The sequence below is a fragment of the Lentzea sp. NPDC058436 genome, from assembly GCF_042721515.1.
In the GTDB taxonomy this organism is placed as follows: domain Bacteria; phylum Actinomycetota; class Actinomycetes; order Mycobacteriales; family Pseudonocardiaceae; genus Lentzea.
This window is the reverse complement of sequence record NZ_JBHXLF010000002.1, coordinates 181,774-202,269: the sequence shown is the minus strand read 5'-3', so window position 1 is coordinate 202,269 and position 20,496 is coordinate 181,774. Positions and strand designations below refer to the sequence as shown.

Sequence of the window (20,496 nt, the reverse complement as noted above, 5' to 3'; positions counted from 1 at the left end):
CACCGCGCACCGGTGAGCCGGTGCCGCGCCGACCGGCTCAGCGGGCGCCGGCGACGCTGAGCCGCCGCCGTTCCAGCACCGCGGCCACCGCGTAACCACCCCCAGCCGCCAGTGCCAGCACCGCGTACACCCCTCGCAGGTCGAGGAACAGCGACGCGGAGGCGACGAGAGCGAGCCACGAGCCGAGGGCGTAGTGCAGGGCGTTGTTCCGTGCCACGCCCTCGGCCAGGTAGACCAGACCGACGACGAGGACCGACCCGGCGGGCCACAGCACGTCCTGCAACTCCGGCTTCTCGAAGGCGGTGCTCAGGCCCGTGACCGCGAGGAACAACGCGACGAACCCGGTGCACCAGGCGATGCCGAGCAACGTCTCCGCCCGCTTGCGGGCCGCGTCCGGCTGCGACCAGATGCCCGCCCGCACGCTCAGCACCACACCCGCGACCAACCCGGCCGCGAGCAGGGTCCACGGCAGCCAGGACGGCTTCAGCGACACCGCGTTCAGTCCGTGGCCGACCGCGTACGCCAGCGCGAAGCCGACGTACGCGGGACGGTTGTCGATCTCGCTCATCCCGTGATCACGACCTTGCCCAGCACCGTGCGCGACTCGGCCAGCGCCAACGCCTCGGCGGTCTGCTCCAGGGGAATCCTGGCGGCGATCTGCGGCGTCACGGAGCCCGCGGCGACCAGGCGCAGCAGCTGGGTGAGGTCCTCGCTCAGCCTGGCGCGGAACTTGTCGAGGCTGCGCCTGCCGGCCCAGAAATTGTAGAACGACGCGCTTTTGCCGTTGGGCAGGTAGTTCCAGGCGTACAAGCGCGCGAACAGCATCAGCAGCGGCAGGGTTGCGTTGCCCTTCTCGTCCTTCGTTGACGCCGAGCCGTAGTTGACCAGCGAGCCGCCCTTGCGCAGCAGCCGCCACGACTGCGCCAGGCCCGTGCCGCCGACGTGGTCGAACACCGCGTCCACGCCGTCGGGGGCGAGCTTGCGGATCTGCTCGTACATGTCGGGGTCGCGGTAGTCGACGGGCAACGCGCCGAGTGCGCGGACCGCGTCGTGGTGGCGGGCGGACGCCGTGCCGATCACGTTGATGCCGGCGTGCCTCGCCAGCTGCACGAGGATCGAGCCGACGCCGCCGTTGGCGCCCAGCACCACGACGGTGCCACCGGTCTCGACGGATGCCGAGCGGTGCAGCATCTGCCAGGCGGTGATCCCGTTGACCAGAACGGTTTCCGCGGCGGCCGGGTCGAGGCCGTGCGGCACGGGCACCAGGTCACCCGCCTCGACGTGCAGGTGGCTCGCCCACCCGCCGACCTTGGTGACCGCCGCGAAACGCTTGCCCACCAGCGTGGTGGGCACACCGGCACCGGTGGCGACGACCGTGCCGACGACGTCGTAGCCGGGCACGAACGGGAACGGCGGCTGGTCGTAGTACTTGCCCAGGCGCATCTGCTGCTCGGCGAACGACACACCGGTCGCCTCCATCCGCAGCACCACCTGTCCGGGGCCGGGGGCGGGCAGGTCGCGCACGCGGACGCGCAGGCCGCCGGGTTCGACGGGGCCCGGCAGCACGATCTCGGTGGCGCGGGTGGTGACAGAGCTGGTCAACGGGGACACCTCTTCGAAGGGTTCGCGGTCACTGGTCGGCGTGCTTGCCGGGCGCGGCGCTGCCGCTGTACTCGTCGAGGTCCGAGACCAGGCCGGCCACGTCCGGGTTGGCGTCGTAGCGGCGCTGGTGGATGGCGGCGATCTTCGCGCCGAGCTCCGGGTCCTCGTCGTCGGTGATGTCGAACGACGCGAACTTCGCGATGAGCGGCAGTCCTGCCCGGTCCATCTCCAGGTGTGCCGGGTGGTTCATCATCAGCTCGTAGCCCGCGAGGTCCTCGATCACCGACACCGCGCCGAACTCGTACTCGCCGCCGAAGTCGCGGCCCACCACGAACGACCGGACGGACGGGATCGCGCTGGACGCGTCGCGCATGGCCTGCAGGCCTGCCGCCACCTCCTGCGCCGACACACCGGGCACGACGGAGAAGCGGATACCGTGGTAGATCATCGAACTGTCCTTTCGGAACGGGACTTCAGGAAGCCGGACGCGACGAGCGCGCCGGTGATCAGGAGGGCGCCGCTGCACGTGAACGCGGCGCCGACACCGAGGAGGGCGATCAGGGGCTGGACGACCAGCGGTGACACGAACTGCCCGAGGAAGATCCCCGCGACCAGGCCGCTGAACACGCGGCCGCGCCAGGCGGGCGGGGCGAGCTCGGACAGGTGCAGGGTGAGGTTGGGGATGGCGAACCCGACGCCGAGCCCTCCGACGAACAGGCCCGCGGCCGTGCCCGCGGTGGTGCCGGTGACGCCGACGAGCAGCCACCCGGCACCGAGCAGGGCGATGCACAGAACGGTGATCACGTCGGTCCGCAACCGCTTGCGCAGCGCGGGGAACGCGAACCCGCCGAGCATGCTCGACAGCGTGCTGAGGGCGACGACCACACCCACGAACGCGGGCCCGATCCCCTGCCGTGCCAGCAGGAACGGCACCTGCGTCGGTGCCATGTAGAAGATCAGCGTGGCCACGACCGCGAGCAGGTAGATGCCGAAGACCCCGTGTCCCAACGCAGGCGCGGCGCCGGACGCGTGCACCGTTCGCGGCACGTCGTGCACGGAGAAGTAGGCGAACAACGCCACCAGCGCTGCGACACCGTAGAGCCAGAAGGGGATCCGCCACCCGAAGCCGGCGAGCACCCCGGCGAGCGGCAGGAAGACGACACCGCTCGCGCTCGCGAACACCTGTTGCAGGCCCAGGAAAGACGCTCGCCGTGGACCGTCGAACCAGTCCGTGATCGTGGCGTTGACCGCCGTCATCACGCCGCCGACCGCGATCCCCAGCACGGCCCGGCTCACGAGCAGCAGGCCGAGGTCGGTCAGGAAGTACCCGGACGTGCCTGAGATCGCGTAGAGAGCGAGGCACCCGACCAGCAGCGGGCGGCGGCCGAGCCGGTCGACGGCCAGTCCCGCGAGCGGCGCCGTGACCGCGACCGCGAGCGACGTCACCGTCAGCGCGAGGCGCACCAGCAGCGGCGCGGCGAAGACCTGTTCCATCATCGGGAGACTGGGCGCGATGATGGCCGGGGCCATGATCGTCAGGGTCGCCGCCGCGAGGATCGTGCCGCGGGCGACGGCCTGGGGTTCGACGGACACTCGTCACCTTCCGGGAGCGCCCGAGTCCACTGTGGAGGAACAAGCCGTTCGGGCGAGGAGGACGGTAGTGACGCGCGGGACTCCCGGTCTTCCGCCGGTGGTGCCGTTTCCGCCGGTACCGGGGTACGAACGGAGGGGTGTGCTCCTACCCCGGTAGGAGGTGCGGGCGGGTGCGCTGACCTAGCATCGGGTGATGTTCCTGATCCCGCGCGACCGCGACTCCTTCGTCCTGCGGGCGGCCGTCCTGGGGACCGGGTTCGAGGTGCTCAACTTCGCCTACACCGACGGCTGGGGCTGGATCCTCGCGGCGGTGATGACACCGGCGCTGATCGTCCGGATCTTCTGGCGCACCATGCCGGGCTGGCTGCTGCTGGCGTGGGTGGCGATCCCGACCGTCGTGGGCGACGCGCTGGTCGTCACGCAGAGCGCGACCATGGTGGTGATCCTCGCGCTGGCGATCGTCGCGGCCGGCGGGCGGGGGCGGGCCGACATGATCGCCATGACGTTGTGCCTGCTGTCACCGTTCTTCGTGTGGGCGCTGGGCACGAACCCCTGGTACCAGCACATCGGCGCCTGGCTGTGGACGGCGGGACTGCTGCTCGGCTGGGTGCTCGGCAGGCTCGTCGGCGAGCAGCAGTCGCTGATCAAACAGCTCGAACGCACGCAGTCCGAACTGGCGAAGGGCGTGGTCCTGGCGGAACGGCAGCGCATCGCCCGCGACCTGCACGACCTCGTCGGCCACAGCTTCACCGTCGTGCTGCTGCACCTGTCCGGGGCGCGGATGAACCTCACCTCCTCCCCCGCCGAGGCGGTCGAGGCGCTGCGGCTCGCGGAGGAGACCGGACGGGCGGGCATGGACGCGCTGCGCGAGGCGCTCGCGTTGATGTACCGGGGAAACGGCTCGCCGCTGCCGTTCGGGCACGACGAGCTCGACCGGCTCATCACCACCTACCGCGACGCCGGCATGACCATCGACCTCGGCATGACCGGGGCGATCGACCACGTGTCGGCGACGCAGCGCATCGTGTTGCAGGACGTGCTCCGCGAGGCGTTGACCAACGTCGCCAAGCACGCCGAGCCGCGTGAGGCCGTCATCCGGATCGGCGTCGACAGCGACCGCGTGACGCTGCACGTGCACAACCCGATCCGGTCGCGTTCGGCCGCACCGAGCAGCGGGATCGGCCTCGCCGGCCTGGAGCAGCGGGTGACCGCCGTGGACGGGACCTTCACCGCCCAGGCCGAACGGGACCAGTGGGTGCTGCGCGTCGAACTGCCCGCGCGGGTGCACACCCTGGATCAGGCGACCGGGCCCTCGTAGGTCATCCAGAAGTCGACGTGGTCCTTGCGGGGCCTCGGGGTCATGCGGCTGCCACCGCTCAGTTCCATCACGCTCTCGGGGTCGGATCGGGTCGTGGTCCAGCGCGGCAGGCCGGGCCCGTTGGGATCGCCGGTCCTGGTGAAGTTGACCCAGTAGCCGCTCATCTGGTCGCGCAGCCGGTGGTCCGCGGCCGTGTAGACGGCGTGGCCGTCCCTGCCGAGGTTGTCGTACGCGTACATGACCTCGGCGCCGTGGTAGGCACCGAACTTCGTCAGCGAGGGATCGGGCGGGACGTGGGTGAAGAAGTACAGGTACGCGTCGGACTTCCCGGTGCGGGCCTGGAGGTGGGTCCAGCGGTGGACCGCACGGGTCATGACCCTGTCGGTGTCGGCCTGCAGGGTCGAGGCGAGCACCTGCTCGGCGGTGTCTCCGGGGTAGAGCTTCAGGAACGTCTCCGCTTGGTCGCCGTAGCGGTCCTTGACCTTCTGGCGGTACTCGCCGGGATCGGCGTCGGGTGGGCTGAGGAGACTCAAAGACGCTTCGTCGGCGTTGCTGCCGGCGAGGATCGGGACGTCGAGCTGCTCGCCGGCGGCATAGCTCTCCGCCGGAGCCTTGGCGAGCACGTGGCCGTCGATCGACGGCCGCCAGTGACCCGTGATCTTCTGCGCGGCGGTGAAGACGTCCTTTGTGGACATGGAGCGCAGGTCGTTGACTGAATTGGCTTTCAGGTCGGAACTCAGCTGGAGTCCTGCCTTCTCGGCGGACGCCCTGGTGTCGGCCTGGTCCCCCGCGCCCGAGTCGCCTGCCGTGCCCATGCAGGCTCCGCTGCTGCCGATCACACCGTCGACCAGGCCCTTGGCCAGCGGGGTGACGGACAGGATGCACACGCTCTCGCCACCTGCGGACTCCCCGGCGACGGTGACCCGGTCCGGATCGCCTCCGAAGGCGGCGATGTTGTCCTTGACCCACTTCAGCGCCGCGAGCTGGTCCATGATCCCGTAGTTGCCGGAGGCGCCGTTCCCGGACTCCGCGGCGAGTTCGGGGTGGGACAGGAAACCGAAGACGCCCAGCCGGTAGTTGATGGTGACCGTGAGGACGTCCCCGCGCCGGGCGAGGTTCTCGCCGTCGTAGACGGGCAGGGAGCCGGACCCGCTGACGAACCCGCCGCCGGGCACGTAGACGAGCACTGGGAGCTTCGCCGACTTCGGCTGGGTGCTGCGCCAGATGTTGAGGTAGAGCGAGTCCTCACTGGACGGATACGGGTTCACCAGGCTGTTGGCCAGCGGCACGTCCACCACGCTCGTCAGCGCCCGCGTCAGGAATCCGGACGACGACTGCGTCGGGGAGTCGGCGAAGCGGTTCGCGGTCAGCACCTCGGTCCTGCGTTGCGGTGGCTGCGGTGGCCGCCAGCGCAAGTCGCCGGTCGGTGGTGCGGCATACGGCACGCCCGCGAAGATCTCGACGCTGCGATCCCTGTTGTACACACCGGAAACCGGCCCGTCCTCGGTGTTCACGACGCCGGTCGCCTGGGTGCCGGCGATCCGGTTGGCCGGCGGCGGGTAGGCCACGACGGCGGTGGTGAACACGATCGCCGCCGAGATCACCCAGGCCACCACCTGGAGCAACGCCCGCCGGGTGAGCCATCGTCGCGAGAGCACCGCCAGACCGGCGAGCAGCGAGACGACGAGTCCCCAGCCCCAGAACGGGCTCTGGTTCAGGAACAGCAGAACGAACGAGAGAACGGTGATCACGCTGAGCGGGATCCACCAGCGCGGCTGGAGAAGGCGCCCCGCGGGCTTGGCGGGCAACGCCACACCGCACACGACAGCCCACAACAGCACCGGGAACGCGGCGATGCGTTCCCAGAGACCGAACAGCGCGGGACCACCGACCTGGGCCACCATCAGCACGAGGGTCACCATCGCCACGACCGCGGCAGCGACACCAACGCGGCCGAGAACGCGCCACCGTTCGGTGCCCGCCAGAGCGAGCCCCGTCAGCAGCATCGCGACCTCACCCACCGGGATGGCGACGATCGCACCGACGACGTGCAGGGTGGCGCTGGTGTCCTCGGGGTTCAGGCCCACGACGACCAGGGCGAGGCCGGTGACGACCAGGAGTGCGAGGCCGACGCGGGCCGTCCGCACGGATGGGAACAGCGGCCTCATCAGCAGGGCGCCGCCGGCCAGGCACAGACCGGCGACCGTCCAGGACACCCCGGACACGACGTGCCACGGCGAGCACACCCAGCGCTCGACCTGATCCGACTGGAAGCAGGTGGCCGCGCCCAGGTCGCTGATCGCGTTGCGCAGCCAGCTGTACGGAACCTCCCAGCGCGCCTCCACCACGAACAGCAGCAGGAAGTACTGCGCGACCAGCACCCACAGCACCGCGCCGAGACGCGCCCGCCCGGTCATGCCCGCACTCCGGCCAGGCGCAGCGCGAAGAGCACGAACGCGTCGGCCACCTGCTCGCGGGTGTGGTCCTGACCGGGACCGAACCAGTTCCCGACGCGCTGCCCCATCCCGCCGATCGCCCGCGCGGCCAGGCGCGCGTCGGGCACGTCGAACGGGCCGTCCGCCAGCACGTCGAGCAGCAGCTGCTCCGAGGCGGCGCGCAGGGCGAGCGAGGGCGCGGCCAGTTCGGCAGAGAGCACGTGCAGCTCGCTGTTCGTCACCACGGCCAGCAACGAGAAGTCGGTGTGGGCGAACACATGCGTGCGCACCAACGCCGTGAGCCGTTCGGCGGGATCGGTGAGGCCGTCGGTGGCGTCGAGGAGCCTGCGGTGCAGCTCGCGGTGCCCGACGAGGACGAGTTCGGCCAGCACCAGTTCCTTGGAGCTGTAGTACCCGTACAGGGTCGCGGAGTTGATGCCCGCGGCCGCGCCGATCTCACGGATCGAGGTGCCGTGGAACCCGCGTGCGGCGAACAGGCCGAGCGCGGCGTGCAGCACCCGCCCCTGCGTGCCCGTCGGTGTCGTTCCCTCCGGCAGGACGACGGCGGCCGTCGCCAGCCTGCCCTGGTTCCACTGCTCGTCCACCATCGCGTCCAATCAATCGATTGATTGGACCATAGACCATTTGGATCAGCTCTGGCGACCGGGGAGCATGGACAGGGCCTGGGCGCGCTGGGCGACGAGGTCGTCGTAGGTGCCGTCGCGTTCCGCCCAGCGGTGCATCTGGACCTGCTCGACCAGGACTTCCTTCGGCGTGGGCTCCTGGGACAGCAGCTTCACGACGTCGGTGACGTAGTCCTGCAACGGCACCGCGCGCGGGTTGACCTTCTCCTGGCCGGCGCTGGCCACGGCCGGGGGCACGAGTTCGACGACGTCGACCCCGGTCCCGTCCAGCTGCGCGCGCAGGGCCTCGGAGTAGGCGTGGACGGCGGCCTTGGACGCGGCGTAGGTGGGCATCGGCGGGAACGGCAGGAACGCAATCCCCGAGGTGACGGTGACGATGGTCCCGGCACCGCGCCCGACCAGGTGCGGGGTGAAGGCGTCGATGACCCGGATCGTGCCGGTGAGGTTGGTGTCGATGGTCTTCTGCGCGGCGTCGAAGTGCGCGGGATCGCGCAGGTCCTCCAGCAGCATGACGCCCGACATGATCACCACGGTGTCCAGCCGGGGGTACCGGTCGAGCACGGCGTCGCGGGCGGCCTCGACCGACGCGCTGTCGGTGACGTCGACGACGAACTCGCCGTCGCCGGCCCGGCGGCCGCCCACCGCGACGGTGCTGCCCGCGGCGGTCAGGTGCAGGGCCAGCTCCCTGCCGATGCCGGAGGTTCCTCCGGCGATGAAAACGGTGCGGTTGGACAGGTCCACGAGATGTTCCTCCATGTCATTCGCTGACATGGCCAGTCTTCGCCGCCATCGCCGGACGTCCCAGGTCCCTGATCGACCGGGGTCCTGCCAGGACCCCCTCAGACGGTCACTTCGAGATGCTGCCCGACAGCTCGGAACTGCTGTCGCTGCCCGGTGAGCTGCTGCCCGCGGTCTGCGTCAGCGGCTTGCCGTTCGCCGTGCTCTTGGCCAGCACGCTGCCGCCGCCGTACTTCAGGACCAGCTTCCACTCGTGACGGCCGCTGTCCACGGGGAACTCGAGCGTCCTGCTCCACGGCAGGGTCACCGCCTGCTCCTCGGTGGAGGTGCCGTCGACGACCAGGGTCAGCGTCGAGATGGTGGCGGTGCCGGTCACGTCCAGCACGATCTTGTCCACCGCGGAGGTCGCCGTGGTTTCCGGTGTTCCTGGCTCGGCAGTGGTGCACGCGCTCAGCGTTGCGGCGACCAGCAGCGCCAGCAGGATTCGGGGCATGACCGGGAGTGTACGAGTGAGATGCGGGGACGGGTCCCGGAACGCGTTTTGCCGGATCGGCAACACGACTTGGGCGGTCCGCGGTGGTCGTGGCTGACTTCGCACCATGAAGGTCTTCCTCACCGGCGCGACCGGGTTCATCGGAGGCGCCGTCGGCGAACGTCTCGTCGCCGAGGGGCACGAGGTGCGGGGCCTGGTGCGCGACCCGGACCACGCGCCGCTGCTGCTGAAGGCCGGGATCACGCCTGTGCTCGGCGACCTGGACGACGCCGGCCTGCTCACGGCGGAGGCGGAACGGGCTGACGGCGTGATCAACACGGCGAACAGCGACCACCGCGCCGCCGTCGAAGCACTGCTGCGCGGCCTACGCGGCTCCGGCAAACCGTTCGTGCACACCAGCGGGACCAGTCTCATCGCCGACGACGCCCAGGGCAACGCGCTCTCCCTCACCGTGCACGACGACGAACGCGAGATCGTCGCCGGCTCCCACCCGGTCCGGCAGGCCCGCTTCGCGCTCGACACCGACGTCGTCGCCCACGAAGGCGTGCGCACGGTCGTGCTCTGCAACTCGCTCGTCTACGGCACCGGCCGCGCGCCCCATCCCGACACGGTCCTGCTGGTGCCGCTGGTCTCGCAGGCGCGCGGCAGCGGAGTCGTGCGCGTGGTCGGCCACGGCCTCAACACGTGGTCGACCGTGCACCTCGACGACCTGGCCGCGCTGTACTCGATCGCGCTGACCGACCCCGCCGCACGCGGGTTCTACTTCGTGGAGAACGGCGAGGCGTCGTTCGCCGAGATCGGTGCCGCGATCGCGGACAGGCTGGGCCTCGGCCCCGTCGAGCCGTGGCCGCTGGAAGAGGCGGCGCGCGTGTGGGGTGAAGGTTTCGCGCGCTACGCGTTGGGGGCGAACAGTCGGGTCCGCGCCACGAGGGCGAGGGAACTCGGCTGGAAGCCCGAGCACACCTCCATCACCACCTGGATCAGGAAGGACCTGCGCTGACCAGCGACGCCATCGGGTCGACGCCGGTCAACTCGACGCTCCTGCGCCACAACACCTCCGCGGTGTCGGGGTCGGTCATGTGCGCGTGCGGTTGTTCCAGGTGGGGTGCGCCGCGCAGGCCGAACTGCCGCGGACCCCACAGCTGCCCGCCGCGGACATCAGGATCAAGAACGGCGTGGACTGCGGTGCGCGCGCCGGAGTCCTTGCCGTGCAGGAGAAGTCCCGCCGGCAGGCCGAGCAGGCGCTGGGACGCCGAACGGACGTGGACCCCGGCGCGGGCGGGAGTCAGCGAGTCCAGTGCTCCGCCGGGATGCACCACGACGCTGAGACAACGGCTTCCCGCGGCGCGCAGGCGGCGGTCGAGCTCGAAGCCGAAGCTCATCTGCGCCAGTTTGGAGCGTCCGTACGTCCTTTTTGGATCGTAAGCATCGAACGACTGCAGGTCGTCCAGGTCGAGGCGTTCGGTCCGGGCGGCGAAACTGCCCGTCGTGACGATGCGGGCGGCGCCGAGCAGTGGGCCGAGCCAGTGGACGAGGGCGAAGTGCCCCAGGTGGTTGGTGGCGAACATCAGCTCGTGGCCGTCGGCGGTCTCGCGCCGGGGCGGGTCGTCCAGCGCCACACCGGCGTTGAGCACCACGGCGTCCAGCTGAACAATACTGTCCACAGAGGACTTCAACGACGGCAGGTCGGCCAGGTCCAGCGGCAGGTGGCGGACGGACGCGCCGGGCACTCGGTCGCGGATGGCACGAGCGGCGGCCGTCGCCTTGCCGGCGTCACGGCTGCCGAGCACGACGGCGGCTCCTGCCGAGGCCAGCCGTTCGGCGACGAAGTAGCCGATTCCGGCGTTGCCGCCGGTCACCAGGACGTTCACAGGTCTGGCCATCCTTGCTTGAGGTGGGCGAAGGCCTCGGCCAGTGCGGCCCGGCGGTCGGGGCGGCGCGAGGCGAGGTCCGGGGTTTCGAGGACGTAGCGGGCCAGCGCGTGCAGGGAGTCGTCCGGCCCGTCGTGGCCGGCCGCTTCGGCGAGCAGGTCGGCGAGGGGCTCCTGACAGGCGATCCACACCGTGCGGGCGTACGGCCACAGCGCCGGGGTGTTCATGACCAGGTCGACGTGCCGCTGGTGTTCCTCTGGCAGGTCGTCGCTGAACGGCCCGCGCGACGCGAAGAACGCGTGGAGCGTGTCCAGGACCGAGGCGCCGTCGGCACGTTCGCGGACCGCGGCCGTCAACGACTCCAGCCGCTCACCGCTGTCCGCGAGGACCAACGCCTCCTTGCCTGCCGGGAAGTGCGCGAACAGCGTCGCGATCGCCGTGTCCGCGGCCTCGGCGATCTCCTTCACCGTCACGTTGTCGTAGCCGCGTTCGAGGAAGAGCTTCAACGCCGCGTCGGCCAGGGCCTGCCGGGTCGCGGCCTTCTTCCGGTCACGGCGGCCCGGTCCAGAGGTCGTCACCATGCCGCCAGCATAACCTAGAACACATCCGAACTCATACTGATTGCAAAACTAGATTCGTTCTGGTTTTCTCGGCGACGTCATCCACCTCACCGAGGAGCACCCGTGCACACAACCACCACGCTCAGCAGAACGGTCATGTGGGCGCTTCTCGGCCTGGTCCTGCTCGCCGACGCGCTGGACATGATCGACGCCACCGTCACCACGATCGCCGCGCCGAGCATCGTCGGCGAGATCGGCGGCGGACCGGGCCTGATCAAGTGGCTCGGCGCCGCCTACGCGCTGGCCATGAGCGTGCTGCTGGTGGTCGGCGGGCGGCTCGGCGACCGGTACGGGCAGCGCAGGCTCTTCCTGGTCGGGATGACCGGCTTCACGCTCGCCTCCGCGCTCTGCGGCCTGGCCCCCAGCCCGGTCGTCCTGGTCGTCGCGAGGGTGTTGCAGGGCGCGTTCGGCGCGTTGCTGATCCCCCAGGGCATGGCGATCATCACCCGCCACTTCACGCCGGAGATGCGCCGCACCGCGTTCAACCTGTTCGGCCCGTTGCTGGGCATCGCCACGATCGCGGGGCCCGTGCTCGCCGGGTTCGTCATCGAGGCCGACATCGCCGGACTGTCCTGGCGCCCGATCTTCCTCGTGAACCTCGTCCTCGGCACCGCGGGCGTCGCACTGGCCGCGCGCCTGCTCCCCCGCGACAGCGCCGACCGCTCCACCAGGGTCGACGGCACCGGCGCGGGCCTGCTGGCCGTGGCGATGTTCGGCACGATGTTCGGCCTCATCGAGGGCTCCGAGACGGACTGGGGCCTGCCCGCCCTGCTCTCCCTGGCGGTCGGCGCGGTGTTCCTGCTGCTGTTCGCCCGCCGTCAGCGCACCGCGGCCGACCCGCTGATCAAGCCGTCGCTGTTCCGCAACAGGGGTTTCGTCTCCGGGCTGACCGTCGGGCTGATGTTCTTCGCCGTCACCAACGGACTGGCGTTCGTGCTGTCCCTGTTCCTCCAGCAGGCGCTCGGCGCGAGCCCCGGCAGCGCCGCACTCGGCATGCTCCCCCTCACGCTCGGCATCATCGCCGGGGCCGGGGCGGGCATGGGTCTCGCCGGCAGGCTGGGACGCAACCTGATCCTCGCCGGCATGCTCGTGACCCTCGCCGGAGGCGGCTGGCTGCTGGCACTGGTGATCACCAGCGGCACCACCGTCACGCTCCTCGCCCTGGCCCCCGCGGGCGTGCTCACCGGCATCGGCATGGGCGCGTGCTTCGGCACCCTGTTCGACATCACCCTCGGCGACGTGGACGCGTCCGAGGCGGGCAGCGCCAGCGGCACCCTCACCGCCGTCCAGCAACTCGCCACCGCACTGGGTTCCGCCACCGTCACCACCGTCTACCTCCACGGCGGTGCGCCCGACCACGCCATGACGCTGGCCATCATCACCGTCCTGGCCGTGACCGTCCTCTGCCTGCCGCTGCTGCGCCTGCTCCCCCGGACCACCGCGGTCCACTCAGGACAGGTTTGACCGCCGCCGAAAAGGGTTCCCCTCCAGGGTGCGCCCCGTCGATCCCGAGCAGGGCGCGCGCAACAGTGGAGGTTCACCGTGTCCTTGCGTGCCGTGGCTCTGGTCTGCAGCCTGAAGCCGTCCCCCGCCCCGTCCAGCAGCGAACTCATCGCAGGTCAGCTGCTGGACGAGCTGAAGAACCACGACGTCGTCGGAGAGGTCGTCCGGGTCGTCGACCACGACGTCAAGCCCGGCGTCGAGGCGGACATGGGCGACGGGGACGAGTGGCCCGCGCTGCGCCGCGCCATCGGTGAGGCCGACATCCTCATCATCGCCACGCCCACCTGGATGGGACACGCCTCCAGCGTCGCGCACCGCGTCCTCGAACGCCTGGACGCCTCGCTGTCCGAGACCGACGACGAGGGCCGCCCCGCCATGTTCGGCAAGGTCGCGCTGGCCGCCGTCGTCGGCAACGAGGACGGCGCCCACAAGATCGTCGCGGACCTCTTCCAGGCCCTCAACGACACCGGCTTCTCCATCCCGGCGCAGGGCTGCACGTACTGGAACGGCCAGGCGATGCAGACCGTCGACTACAACGACCTGGACGAGACGCCGGACGCCGTGAAGTCCACGAACGCGACCGCGGCCCGCAACGCCGCGCACCTCGCGCGGCTGCTCCGGGCCGAGCAGTACCCGCCCGTGTCCTGAGCACGGCCGAAAGCCCACGCTCCGGCGTGGGCTTTTTCGTGCACGAAGCCGATTCCACCTCACTTGTGCGTTGTAACGGGACCCAAGCGATCAAGCGATGTAATGCCTGGTCGGCTCGGACCGAACGACCGCAGCGGAGCCGTGCGCGGGGAGCGTGCGAACTCCGCCCGAGTTCCAGGTGGGGATGGTTCTCCTTGCACGACTTTCCCAAGCGCCGGATCGTGGCCGGTGCCACGTTCGTGATCGCTGTGTCGTTGATCGTCTTCCTTGCCCTGCAGGGACTCGACCGCGCCGACAAGTGGGGCAGCGTGATCAGCGCGCTCGTCGCACTGACCAGCCTCTGGTTCGTGTTGCCGAAGCCCGGTCGGGACGGGGAGAAGCTCCTCGACGCGCTGAAGCTGGACGCGTTGCGCGACGGCGATCCGCGCAAGATCGGCCCGTACACCCTGATCGGCAGGGTGGGGTCCGGTGCGACGGGCAACGTCTTCCTCGGTGCCAGCGGGAAGCTCGGCCAGCTCGTGGTCGTCAAGGTGATGAGCGCCGAGGTCGCGGCGAACCAGGTCAGCCGCGACCGGTTCGGGCGGGAGATCAAGTCCGTCGACGAGGTGGGCAAGGCCGCGGGTGGCGAGTTCCCGACGTTGCTCGACTCCGACGCCGACGCGGAACGGCCGTGGTTCGCGACCGAGTACCTGCCCAGCAGGCCGTTGCAGGAACTGGTCTCCAGCCCGTGGCGGCCCGCGGCGGTGGCGTGGCTCGCCGGCGCGTTGGCGCGCAAGCTGCGGCTCATCCACGGCAAGGGGCTGGTGCACCGGGATCTCAAGCCCGCCAACGTGTTGCTGGGCGTCGAGGACCTGTGGATCATCGACCTCGGCATCGCGAAGAACCGGGAGGACGTCGGCCTCACGCGGCACGGCGCCGTCGGGACCGTCGCGTTCATGTCCCCGGAGCAGGCTCGCGGGACCGAGGAGGTCACCGCGGCGAGCGACGTGTTCTCGTTGGGGGCGTTGCTGGTCTACGCGGCGACGGGCACGCCGCCGTTCGGCAACGACCCGGACGACACCGTGCGCCGGATCCTCGCCGACGAACCGGACCTGAGCGGGCTGGCGGGCTGGAACAGCGACCTCGTCGCGCTGCTGCGGCGGTGCCTCGACAAGGATCCGGCGCTGCGGCCGTCGCTGGACGAGATCATCGCCGGGTGCGCGCCGTTCGCCGGTGGCGTGCCCGAGGAGGTCCGCCGGCAGGCCGCGGAGCTCAGCGAGGCGATGGGCGCGGTGCGGGAGCAGAGTGAGACTCCCCCGGTCCCGTTCTGGCGCCAGGCCAGGACGCGGTGGACCGCGCTGGCGGCGGTCGTCGCGCTGCTCGCGTTCTTCGTGGTGCCGCTCGTCGTTCCCGCCGGTGACGCCAAGGTGCAGCTGGCCTCGTGCTCCGCGACGCCGGACACGACCGTGCACGTCGGCGTGTCCGCGGACAAGAGCGAGCTGTTCAAGGAGTTCGCGAAGGGGTACGGCGCGCGGTCGGCCGACGGGCGGTGCGTGCAGGTCCAGATCACCGAGCTGAACTCCGGCGCCGCCGCGAACACGCTGGCCCGCGGCTGGACCGAGTCGGACGGCCCGCGTCCCGACGTCTGGTCACCGGCCTCCAGCGAATGGCTGGACATCGCACGCGACCGGGCCACGCACAACGCGAGCGCCCTCGCCGCGCTGCCGACGGCGAGCCGCGGACCGGTCGTGACGTCACCGCTGGTGATCGCCATGCCGAAGCCCATGGCGGAGACGCTCGGCTGGCCGGGCACCAGGGAGGTCAGCTGGCGGACGCTCGCAGACCTCGCCACCGACGCGCAGGGGTGGGCGCGGTACGGCAAGGACTGGGGCGCGTTCCGGCTCGGGAAGACGAACCCCAACTACTCGACCTCCGGCCTCAACGCGACCATCGGCGCGTTCCACGCGTTCCGCGCCAACATCGACTCGACCGGGCCGCTCGTCGACGACGACGTCGACAACGTCAACGCGCAGAAGTTCGTCCAGAGCATCGAGCAGTCGATCGTCCACTACGGAGAGACGAGCCTGCACTTCCTGCGCAACCTCCGCAACGCCGAACGCCGTGGGCAGGGCCTCTCCTACGTCTCGGCGCTGACCGTGGACGAGAGTTCCATGCTGGCCTACAACGCCGGCTACCCGGCGGGCGCTCTGTCCCCTGTGGACCTGAAGGAGACCGCGCCGGGCACCAAGCTCGTCGCGATGTACCCGAAGGAGGGGACGATCTTCCACGACCACCCGTACGTCGAGCTGGCGTGGCCGGACACCTCCCAGGCGAAGCGGGACGTGTCCGAGGACTTCTTCGCGCACCTGCGGTCCTCCGAGGTGCAGAAGCGCTTCGGGGAACTGGGTTTCCGCGATCCCGAGCACAGGTCGAACGAGCCCGGCGACGCGAACGGCGTCTCACCGGACTTCGCGGTGAAGGAGGTGCAGGCGCCGTCCGCGCGCACGCTGAGCAAGGTGCTGAACGTGTGGAGCACCGTGCGCAAGCCGGCGAACGTCCTGCTCGTCGTCGACACGTCCGGCTCGATGAGGTTCGGCGTCACGGCGGAGAAGGTCGAGAAGCAGACCTGCGACCCGAAGTGGCTGGAACGAGACCCGGCCACCCGCCTCTGCCCGTCCAAGATCGAGCTGATCAAGAAGTACCGCACGGAGATCGTCAACGGGTTCACCAACTCCGACCGGCTGGGCCTGTGGAACTTCTCCACCGCCGGCTACGCGGGCACGGGTCCCGCCTGCCGCGACGACCACTGCGAACAGCACGCGATCGGCCCGCTGGACGAGGTCAAGCGCAGGGAGATCGCGACCAAGATCGCGGACCTGCCCGCGGACGGCGGAACGGGGTTGTTCGACACCGTCGACCAGGCCGTCACCACCATGCGGCAGCAGCTCGACCAGAAGGCCATCAACGCGGTCGTGGTGCTCTCCGACGGCAAGAACGAGAAGGAGACCGGGCTCGACCTCGCGCAGCTGCTCGAACGCATCAAGCCGGCGGCCGGGGCCGAGCCGGTCCGGGTGTTCACCATCGCCTACGGCTTCAGCCCCGAGGACGCCGCCGGACGCGACGAGCTCAAGAAGATCGCCGAGGCCACGACGGCGGGCGCGTACGAGGCCGCCGATCCCAGCACGATCACCGACGACCTGATCGCGGCGATCACGTCGAACTTCTGACCTTGTCGTTCGCGACAACCTGTCGTAACGTTTACGACAGGTTGTCGCAAAAGGAGGACGACATGGACGATCGCGCCGAGATCATCGAACTGATGAGCCACTACGCCGACATCGCGGACCTGAAGGAGTTCGACGCACTGCCCCGTCAGGTCTTCACCGACGAACTGACGCTCGACTTCGAGTCCGTCACCGGCATGCCGCCGATGGAGATCCCGCTGGACACCTACGTCGAGGTCCTCAGCGCGTCCTTCGCGCCGTTCAAGGCGACGCACCACGCCATCACCGGCCACGTCGTCACGATCGACGGCGACACCGCGAGGATCCACGCGCACGTCCGCGCCGAGCACTGGCTGCCGGACGAGCACACCGGCCGCTGGCTGGTCGTCGGCTTCTACGACAACGAAGCGGTCCGCACCCCGCACGGCTGGCGGCTCACCCGTGTCAAGCTGACGGCGATCCACCAGGAGAACGCACCGCAACTGCCCGCCATCGCGCGGTAGAGCCGAGGAGAACGACCAGATGCCGCGGATTCGCGCCGCCACCATCGAGGAGCACCACGAGATGGTGTGGGCCGACCTCACCGATGCGGTGCGGCACCTGCTCCTCGAACGCGACTACGACTCGATCAACATGGGTCACATCGCGGCCCAGGCAGGACTCGCGCGCAACACGCTCTACAACTACGCCAAGGACAAGCGGACGCTGGTCCTCGAACTCGCCCGCCGCGCCAGCCGTCCGCTGGCCGAGCAGGTGACCGCGATCGCCGCCCGTTCCGACGAAGCAGCGGCGGACCGGATGCGGGAGATCGTCGAGGCGATCCTGACGGCGTCCACGAACCACGGCCTGCGGCTCATGTTCCTGCCGAACTCCAGCCCGCTGGTCGCCGACCTGCCGGACGGACCGGACAACCCGTTCACCGTCCTCGTCGTCGAGGTGGAGAACGTCGTGCGGGACGGCATCAGCCGCGGCGAGTTCGCCGAGGTCGACGACGTGCAGCTGACCGTGGAGCTGTTGTCGGGCGCGATGCGCGCGGGCATCGACCGGATCAGCCGTGATCCGGACTCGCTGACCGCCACGGCCCGTGCGGCGCAACAGATCGTTCTGGCGTCGATCACTGCATGTTCGTGACGTGCCCGTGCTCCGGCGCGGCGGCACAGGTGTAGAGCTGCAGGTTGTAGCCGCGGCCGATCATCACCATCGTCGGCTCGTGCGCGGCGGGGTACGGCGGGTGAACGGCCTCCGCGTCCTCGACCGGCTGCCAGCTCTGCCCGCCGTCCCACTCCGCACTCGCGATCGTGAGCAACGGTTCGACGTCCGCACCGCAGTCCGGGCACGACATCGGCCACGGGTCGGAGAAGCTCCACGGCCCGTGGCCGCCGGCCTTCCAGCCGTCGGCCACGGACAGTTCGTACTGGTACTTCTGCCCTTCCCGTTCCTCCCACTCGTGCACCCGCGCGGCGAGATCCCTTGGCAGGCAGTGCGGTGCCGGGTACTCGGTGACCACTTCCGGGTGCAGCACGCAGGGTTGCGGCAGGTAGTTGTCGTCGACGGCGGCCGGCAGCGGTGCCTCGGCCAACGGGTCGGCCACGTCCGCCGCGACCCGCCAGCGCAGCACCGTGCTCGGCACGTACCCCTCGTCCTCGTGGTCGAGGGGGCACCACAACACCTGCAGCAGGTCGGCGCTGCCGGGGCTGGGCAGGCCGGGAACGTCCCGCGCGTACAGCTGGGCCACCGGCACCATCGGCATCGGGCCGTCCTGCCGGACCTGCGTTCCCTCGTCGGCCCGGTCGACGACGACCTTCTCGTCCGCTGTCAGGAGGTTCACGCCCTGGGCTCGGGGACGAGCCCACGCCTCGGTCAGAATCCGCCGTCGCGCGAACACGTCGGACACGGACGCACCCTCCACAAAGGAGTCCGCGTGCACGGCGCACGTCGGCCACGGCTCCCCCGCCGGCCACAGCAACGGACCGCCGGCCGAGCTGTCCGCCGCCGTGGGCGCACCCGGCCTGGGGTGCAGGCGTACGGCGGTGCGGGCCAGCGGCGCCAGTCCTGGCAGGTGCCGAGCAACGTCGACGGGGCGCGGCGGGGAGGTGCGAGCCATCCCGAGAGCCTAGCCCCGCAAAGGAATCAGGCTCCCGCGCCGCCGTCGACCGGCACGATCGCGCCGTTCACCATCGACGCCCTGTCGCTGAGCAACCAGGCCGCCACCTCGGCGACCTCACGCGGTTCGGCCATCCGCCCCAGCGGGATCGACGCGGTGATGTGCGCGCTCACCCCAGGAGTCGCCGCCTCCCACTCGTCGATCATGGACGTGGCGGTGCCGCCGGGCGTGATGCCGTTGACCCGGATGCCCTCCCTGCCCCACGTCACGGCGGCGCTCTCGGTGAGGCTGTTGAGCGCGCGCTTCATCGCGCCGTACGCGGGGAGCACCGGGTTCGCGCGGCGGCTGCCGATGCTGGAGGTGTTCACGATCGCGCCGCCGCCGTTCTGCCGCATGAGAGCCGCCTCGGCGTTCATGGCGGTCCAGTGGCCGCGGAAGTTCACCTCGAACTGCTCGTCGATCTCGTCCTCGCTGGTCTCGTGCAACGGGCCGGGCTGCTGCACGACCGCGCCGTTGTTGAAGGCGCCGTCCAGCCGTCCGTGCAGCTCCCCGACGCGCTCGACGGCGGCGCGGATGCTGGAGCGGTCGCCCAAGTCCACGGTGACGGCGTCGGCGGTGCCGCCTTCGGAGCGGATCTCGGTGACCACGCGGTCGAGGGCGTCTGCGCTGCGGGCGGCGAGCACGACGGAGGCGCCCTCCTGGGAGAAGAGCCTGGCCGCCGCCTCGCCGATGCCCCGGCTGGCGCCGGTGATGAGCACGACCTTGCCGGCGAGGAGGCCGGTGTTGTTGTTCGTCATGCCACCAGCGTCGATCGCGTCGCGGGGCCGAGGGAGGCACAGGCTGTACCAGGCTGAGGGGCCACCCGCCGCGCATACTCGGGGTATGGACAAGCAGCAGCTCGGAACGTTCCTGCGCAGCCGGCGTGAGCGGCTCCTGCCGTCCGACGTCGGTCTGCCCGCGGGCCCGCGCCGCCGGACGTCCGGACTGCGCCGCGAGGAGGTGGCCGTCCTCGCGCACATCTCGACCGAGTACTACATCCGGCTCGAACAGGGCCGGGCGCCGCGTCCGTCGGCCGAGGTCCTGGCAGGGATAGCGGGCGCGTTGCGGCTCACCGACGCCGAGTCCGACCACCTGCACGTCCTCGCGGGCACCGCGCCGAGCCGCACCGGACGGCACCGGCGTGACGTGCGTCCGAGCATCCTCGCGCTGCTCGAACGGCTGCCGCAGACGGCGGGCTTCGTGACGTCGGCGGCGTTCGAGGTGCTGGCGTGCAACGACCTCACGGCCGCGTTGATGGAGGACTTCCGCGAGCTGGCCCCGCAGGACCGCAACCTCGCGCGGCGCGCGTTCCTCCACCCGGTTCCGGGGCTGTACGGCGTGTCGGACGCCGCCGAGTTCCGGCACCACGTCGTGATGCACCTGCGGGCCGCCCTCGCGCGCTACCCGTCCGACCCGGAGGTGTCCGGGCTGGTCGACGAACTGCGCGAGGGCAGCGCCGACTTCGCCCGGCTCTGGGAGCGGCACGACGTGCAGGCGGCGCCGACGCTGCGCAAGACGTTCCACCACCCGCTCGTCGGCGAGGTCACCGTGGACTGCGACTCGCTCGCCCTCACCGACAGCGACCAGCACCTGATCCTCTACAGCGCGCCGGCCGGATCCCGCGACGCCGAGGCGCTCGCCCTGCTGAACGTGCTGGGAGCGCAGAAGTTCACGAACTCCTGAGA

20 protein-coding genes are annotated in these 20,496 nt (G+C 70.5%); 8 read left to right on the top strand and 12 right to left on the bottom strand.

Annotation, left to right across the window (positions count from 1 at the left end):
* Positions 1–37 precede the first annotated feature (37 nt).
* From ACFWN2_RS08375 to ACFWN2_RS08360, 4 genes are read right to left on the bottom strand one after another with little or no spacing between them, the layout of a single operon-like run.
* Positions 38–568, bottom strand: a complete 531-nt coding sequence (locus tag ACFWN2_RS08375; RefSeq protein WP_382425843.1) for an ABC transporter permease — start codon at positions 566–568, stop codon at positions 38–40.
* Complete coding sequence (locus ACFWN2_RS08370; protein ID WP_382425841.1) at positions 565–1,602, bottom strand: medium chain dehydrogenase/reductase family protein; 1,038 nt, start codon at positions 1,600–1,602, stop codon at positions 565–567. Before ACFWN2_RS08370 ends, ACFWN2_RS08375 begins: the two co-directional genes overlap by 4 nt.
* 28 nt (positions 1,603–1,630) lie before the next feature.
* A complete protein-coding gene (locus ACFWN2_RS08365; RefSeq protein ID WP_382425839.1) occupies positions 1,631–2,050 on the bottom strand; it encodes a Dabb family protein in 420 nt (139 codons plus the stop codon).
* Positions 2,047–3,195, bottom strand: coding sequence for an MFS transporter (locus ACFWN2_RS08360; protein ID WP_382425838.1), 1,149 nt, complete (start codon positions 3,193–3,195; stop codon positions 2,047–2,049). The genes ACFWN2_RS08365 and ACFWN2_RS08360 overlap by 4 nt, the downstream gene beginning before the upstream one ends.
* Positions 3,196–3,388: 193 nt before the next feature.
* On the opposite strand from ACFWN2_RS08360, the gene ACFWN2_RS08355 reads away from it, so the two are divergent.
* On the top strand, positions 3,389–4,513 hold the full coding sequence (locus ACFWN2_RS08355) for a sensor histidine kinase (protein WP_382425837.1): 1,125 nt from the start codon (positions 3,389–3,391) through the stop codon (positions 4,511–4,513).
* Here ACFWN2_RS08355 and ACFWN2_RS08350 read toward each other — a convergent pair.
* From ACFWN2_RS08350 to ACFWN2_RS08335, 4 genes are all read right to left on the bottom strand, one after another.
* Positions 4,492–6,930, bottom strand: a complete 2,439-nt coding sequence (locus tag ACFWN2_RS08350; protein WP_382425836.1) for a carboxylesterase family protein — start codon at positions 6,928–6,930, stop codon at positions 4,492–4,494. The genes ACFWN2_RS08355 and ACFWN2_RS08350 overlap by 22 nt on opposite strands.
* The gene (locus ACFWN2_RS08345) at positions 6,927–7,556 is read right to left on the bottom strand and encodes a TetR/AcrR family transcriptional regulator (RefSeq protein ID WP_382425834.1); all 630 of its coding nucleotides are present in this window, start codon (positions 7,554–7,556) and stop codon (positions 6,927–6,929) included. Before ACFWN2_RS08345 ends, ACFWN2_RS08350 begins: the two co-directional genes overlap by 4 nt.
* A gap of 42 nt (positions 7,557–7,598) precedes the next feature.
* Positions 7,599–8,363, bottom strand: a complete 765-nt coding sequence (locus ACFWN2_RS08340) for an SDR family oxidoreductase (RefSeq protein ID WP_382425832.1) — start codon at positions 8,361–8,363, stop codon at positions 7,599–7,601.
* Between the two features lie 76 nt (positions 8,364–8,439).
* On the bottom strand, positions 8,440–8,823 hold the full coding sequence (locus ACFWN2_RS08335; protein WP_382425831.1) for a hypothetical protein: 384 nt from the start codon (positions 8,821–8,823) through the stop codon (positions 8,440–8,442).
* Positions 8,824–8,929: 106 nt separating this feature from the next.
* On the opposite strand from ACFWN2_RS08335, the gene ACFWN2_RS08330 reads away from it, so the two are divergent.
* Positions 8,930–9,823 carry an NAD-dependent epimerase/dehydratase family protein gene (locus ACFWN2_RS08330; RefSeq protein WP_382425830.1) on the top strand — a complete coding sequence of 298 codons (894 nt, stop codon included), beginning with the start codon at positions 8,930–8,932 and terminating at the stop codon, positions 9,821–9,823.
* On the opposite strand, the gene ACFWN2_RS08325 is transcribed toward ACFWN2_RS08330, so the two are convergent.
* The gene (locus ACFWN2_RS08325) at positions 9,804–10,694 is read right to left on the bottom strand and encodes an SDR family NAD(P)-dependent oxidoreductase (protein ID WP_382425829.1); all 891 of its coding nucleotides are present in this window, start codon (positions 10,692–10,694) and stop codon (positions 9,804–9,806) included. The genes ACFWN2_RS08330 and ACFWN2_RS08325 overlap by 20 nt on opposite strands.
* A complete protein-coding gene (locus ACFWN2_RS08320) occupies positions 10,691–11,275 on the bottom strand; it encodes a TetR/AcrR family transcriptional regulator (protein WP_382425828.1) in 585 nt (194 codons plus the stop codon). The genes ACFWN2_RS08325 and ACFWN2_RS08320 overlap by 4 nt, the downstream gene beginning before the upstream one ends.
* A gap of 102 nt (positions 11,276–11,377) precedes the next feature.
* Between ACFWN2_RS08320 and ACFWN2_RS08315 the strand changes: the two genes are divergently transcribed.
* The 5 genes from ACFWN2_RS08315 to ACFWN2_RS08295 all read left to right on the top strand — a co-directional run bounded on the left by ACFWN2_RS08315 (position 11,378) and on the right by ACFWN2_RS08295 (position 17,799).
* Complete coding sequence (locus tag ACFWN2_RS08315) at positions 11,378–12,778, top strand: MFS transporter (protein WP_382425827.1); 1,401 nt, start codon at positions 11,378–11,380, stop codon at positions 12,776–12,778.
* A gap of 78 nt (positions 12,779–12,856) precedes the next feature.
* Complete coding sequence (locus ACFWN2_RS08310; RefSeq protein WP_382425826.1) at positions 12,857–13,465, top strand: flavodoxin family protein; 609 nt, start codon at positions 12,857–12,859, stop codon at positions 13,463–13,465.
* A 194-nt stretch (positions 13,466–13,659) separates the two neighbouring features.
* Positions 13,660–16,671 carry a substrate-binding domain-containing protein gene (locus tag ACFWN2_RS08305; protein ID WP_382425825.1) on the top strand — a complete coding sequence of 1,004 codons (3,012 nt, stop codon included), beginning with the start codon at positions 13,660–13,662 and terminating at the stop codon, positions 16,669–16,671.
* 62 nt (positions 16,672–16,733) lie between these two features.
* Entirely contained in the window at positions 16,734–17,171 is a 438-nt protein-coding gene (locus ACFWN2_RS08300; RefSeq protein WP_382425823.1) for a nuclear transport factor 2 family protein, read from the top strand.
* Between the two features lie 19 nt (positions 17,172–17,190).
* A complete protein-coding gene (locus tag ACFWN2_RS08295) occupies positions 17,191–17,799 on the top strand; it encodes a TetR/AcrR family transcriptional regulator (RefSeq protein WP_382425822.1) in 609 nt (202 codons plus the stop codon).
* Here ACFWN2_RS08295 and ACFWN2_RS08290 read toward each other — a convergent pair.
* Both ACFWN2_RS08290 and ACFWN2_RS08285 read right to left on the bottom strand, forming a co-directional pair.
* On the bottom strand, positions 17,783–18,772 hold the full coding sequence (locus tag ACFWN2_RS08290; RefSeq protein WP_382425821.1) for a hypothetical protein: 990 nt from the start codon (positions 18,770–18,772) through the stop codon (positions 17,783–17,785). The genes ACFWN2_RS08295 and ACFWN2_RS08290 overlap by 17 nt on opposite strands.
* A 26-nt stretch (positions 18,773–18,798) precedes the next feature.
* Positions 18,799–19,569, bottom strand: coding sequence for an SDR family NAD(P)-dependent oxidoreductase (locus tag ACFWN2_RS08285; protein WP_382425819.1), 771 nt, complete (start codon positions 19,567–19,569; stop codon positions 18,799–18,801).
* An 85-nt stretch (positions 19,570–19,654) separates the two neighbouring features.
* On the opposite strand from ACFWN2_RS08285, the gene ACFWN2_RS08280 reads away from it, so the two are divergent.
* Positions 19,655–20,494 carry a helix-turn-helix transcriptional regulator gene (locus ACFWN2_RS08280; RefSeq protein ID WP_382425818.1) on the top strand — a complete coding sequence of 280 codons (840 nt, stop codon included), beginning with the start codon at positions 19,655–19,657 and terminating at the stop codon, positions 20,492–20,494.
* Positions 20,495–20,496: the final 2 nt, after the last annotated feature.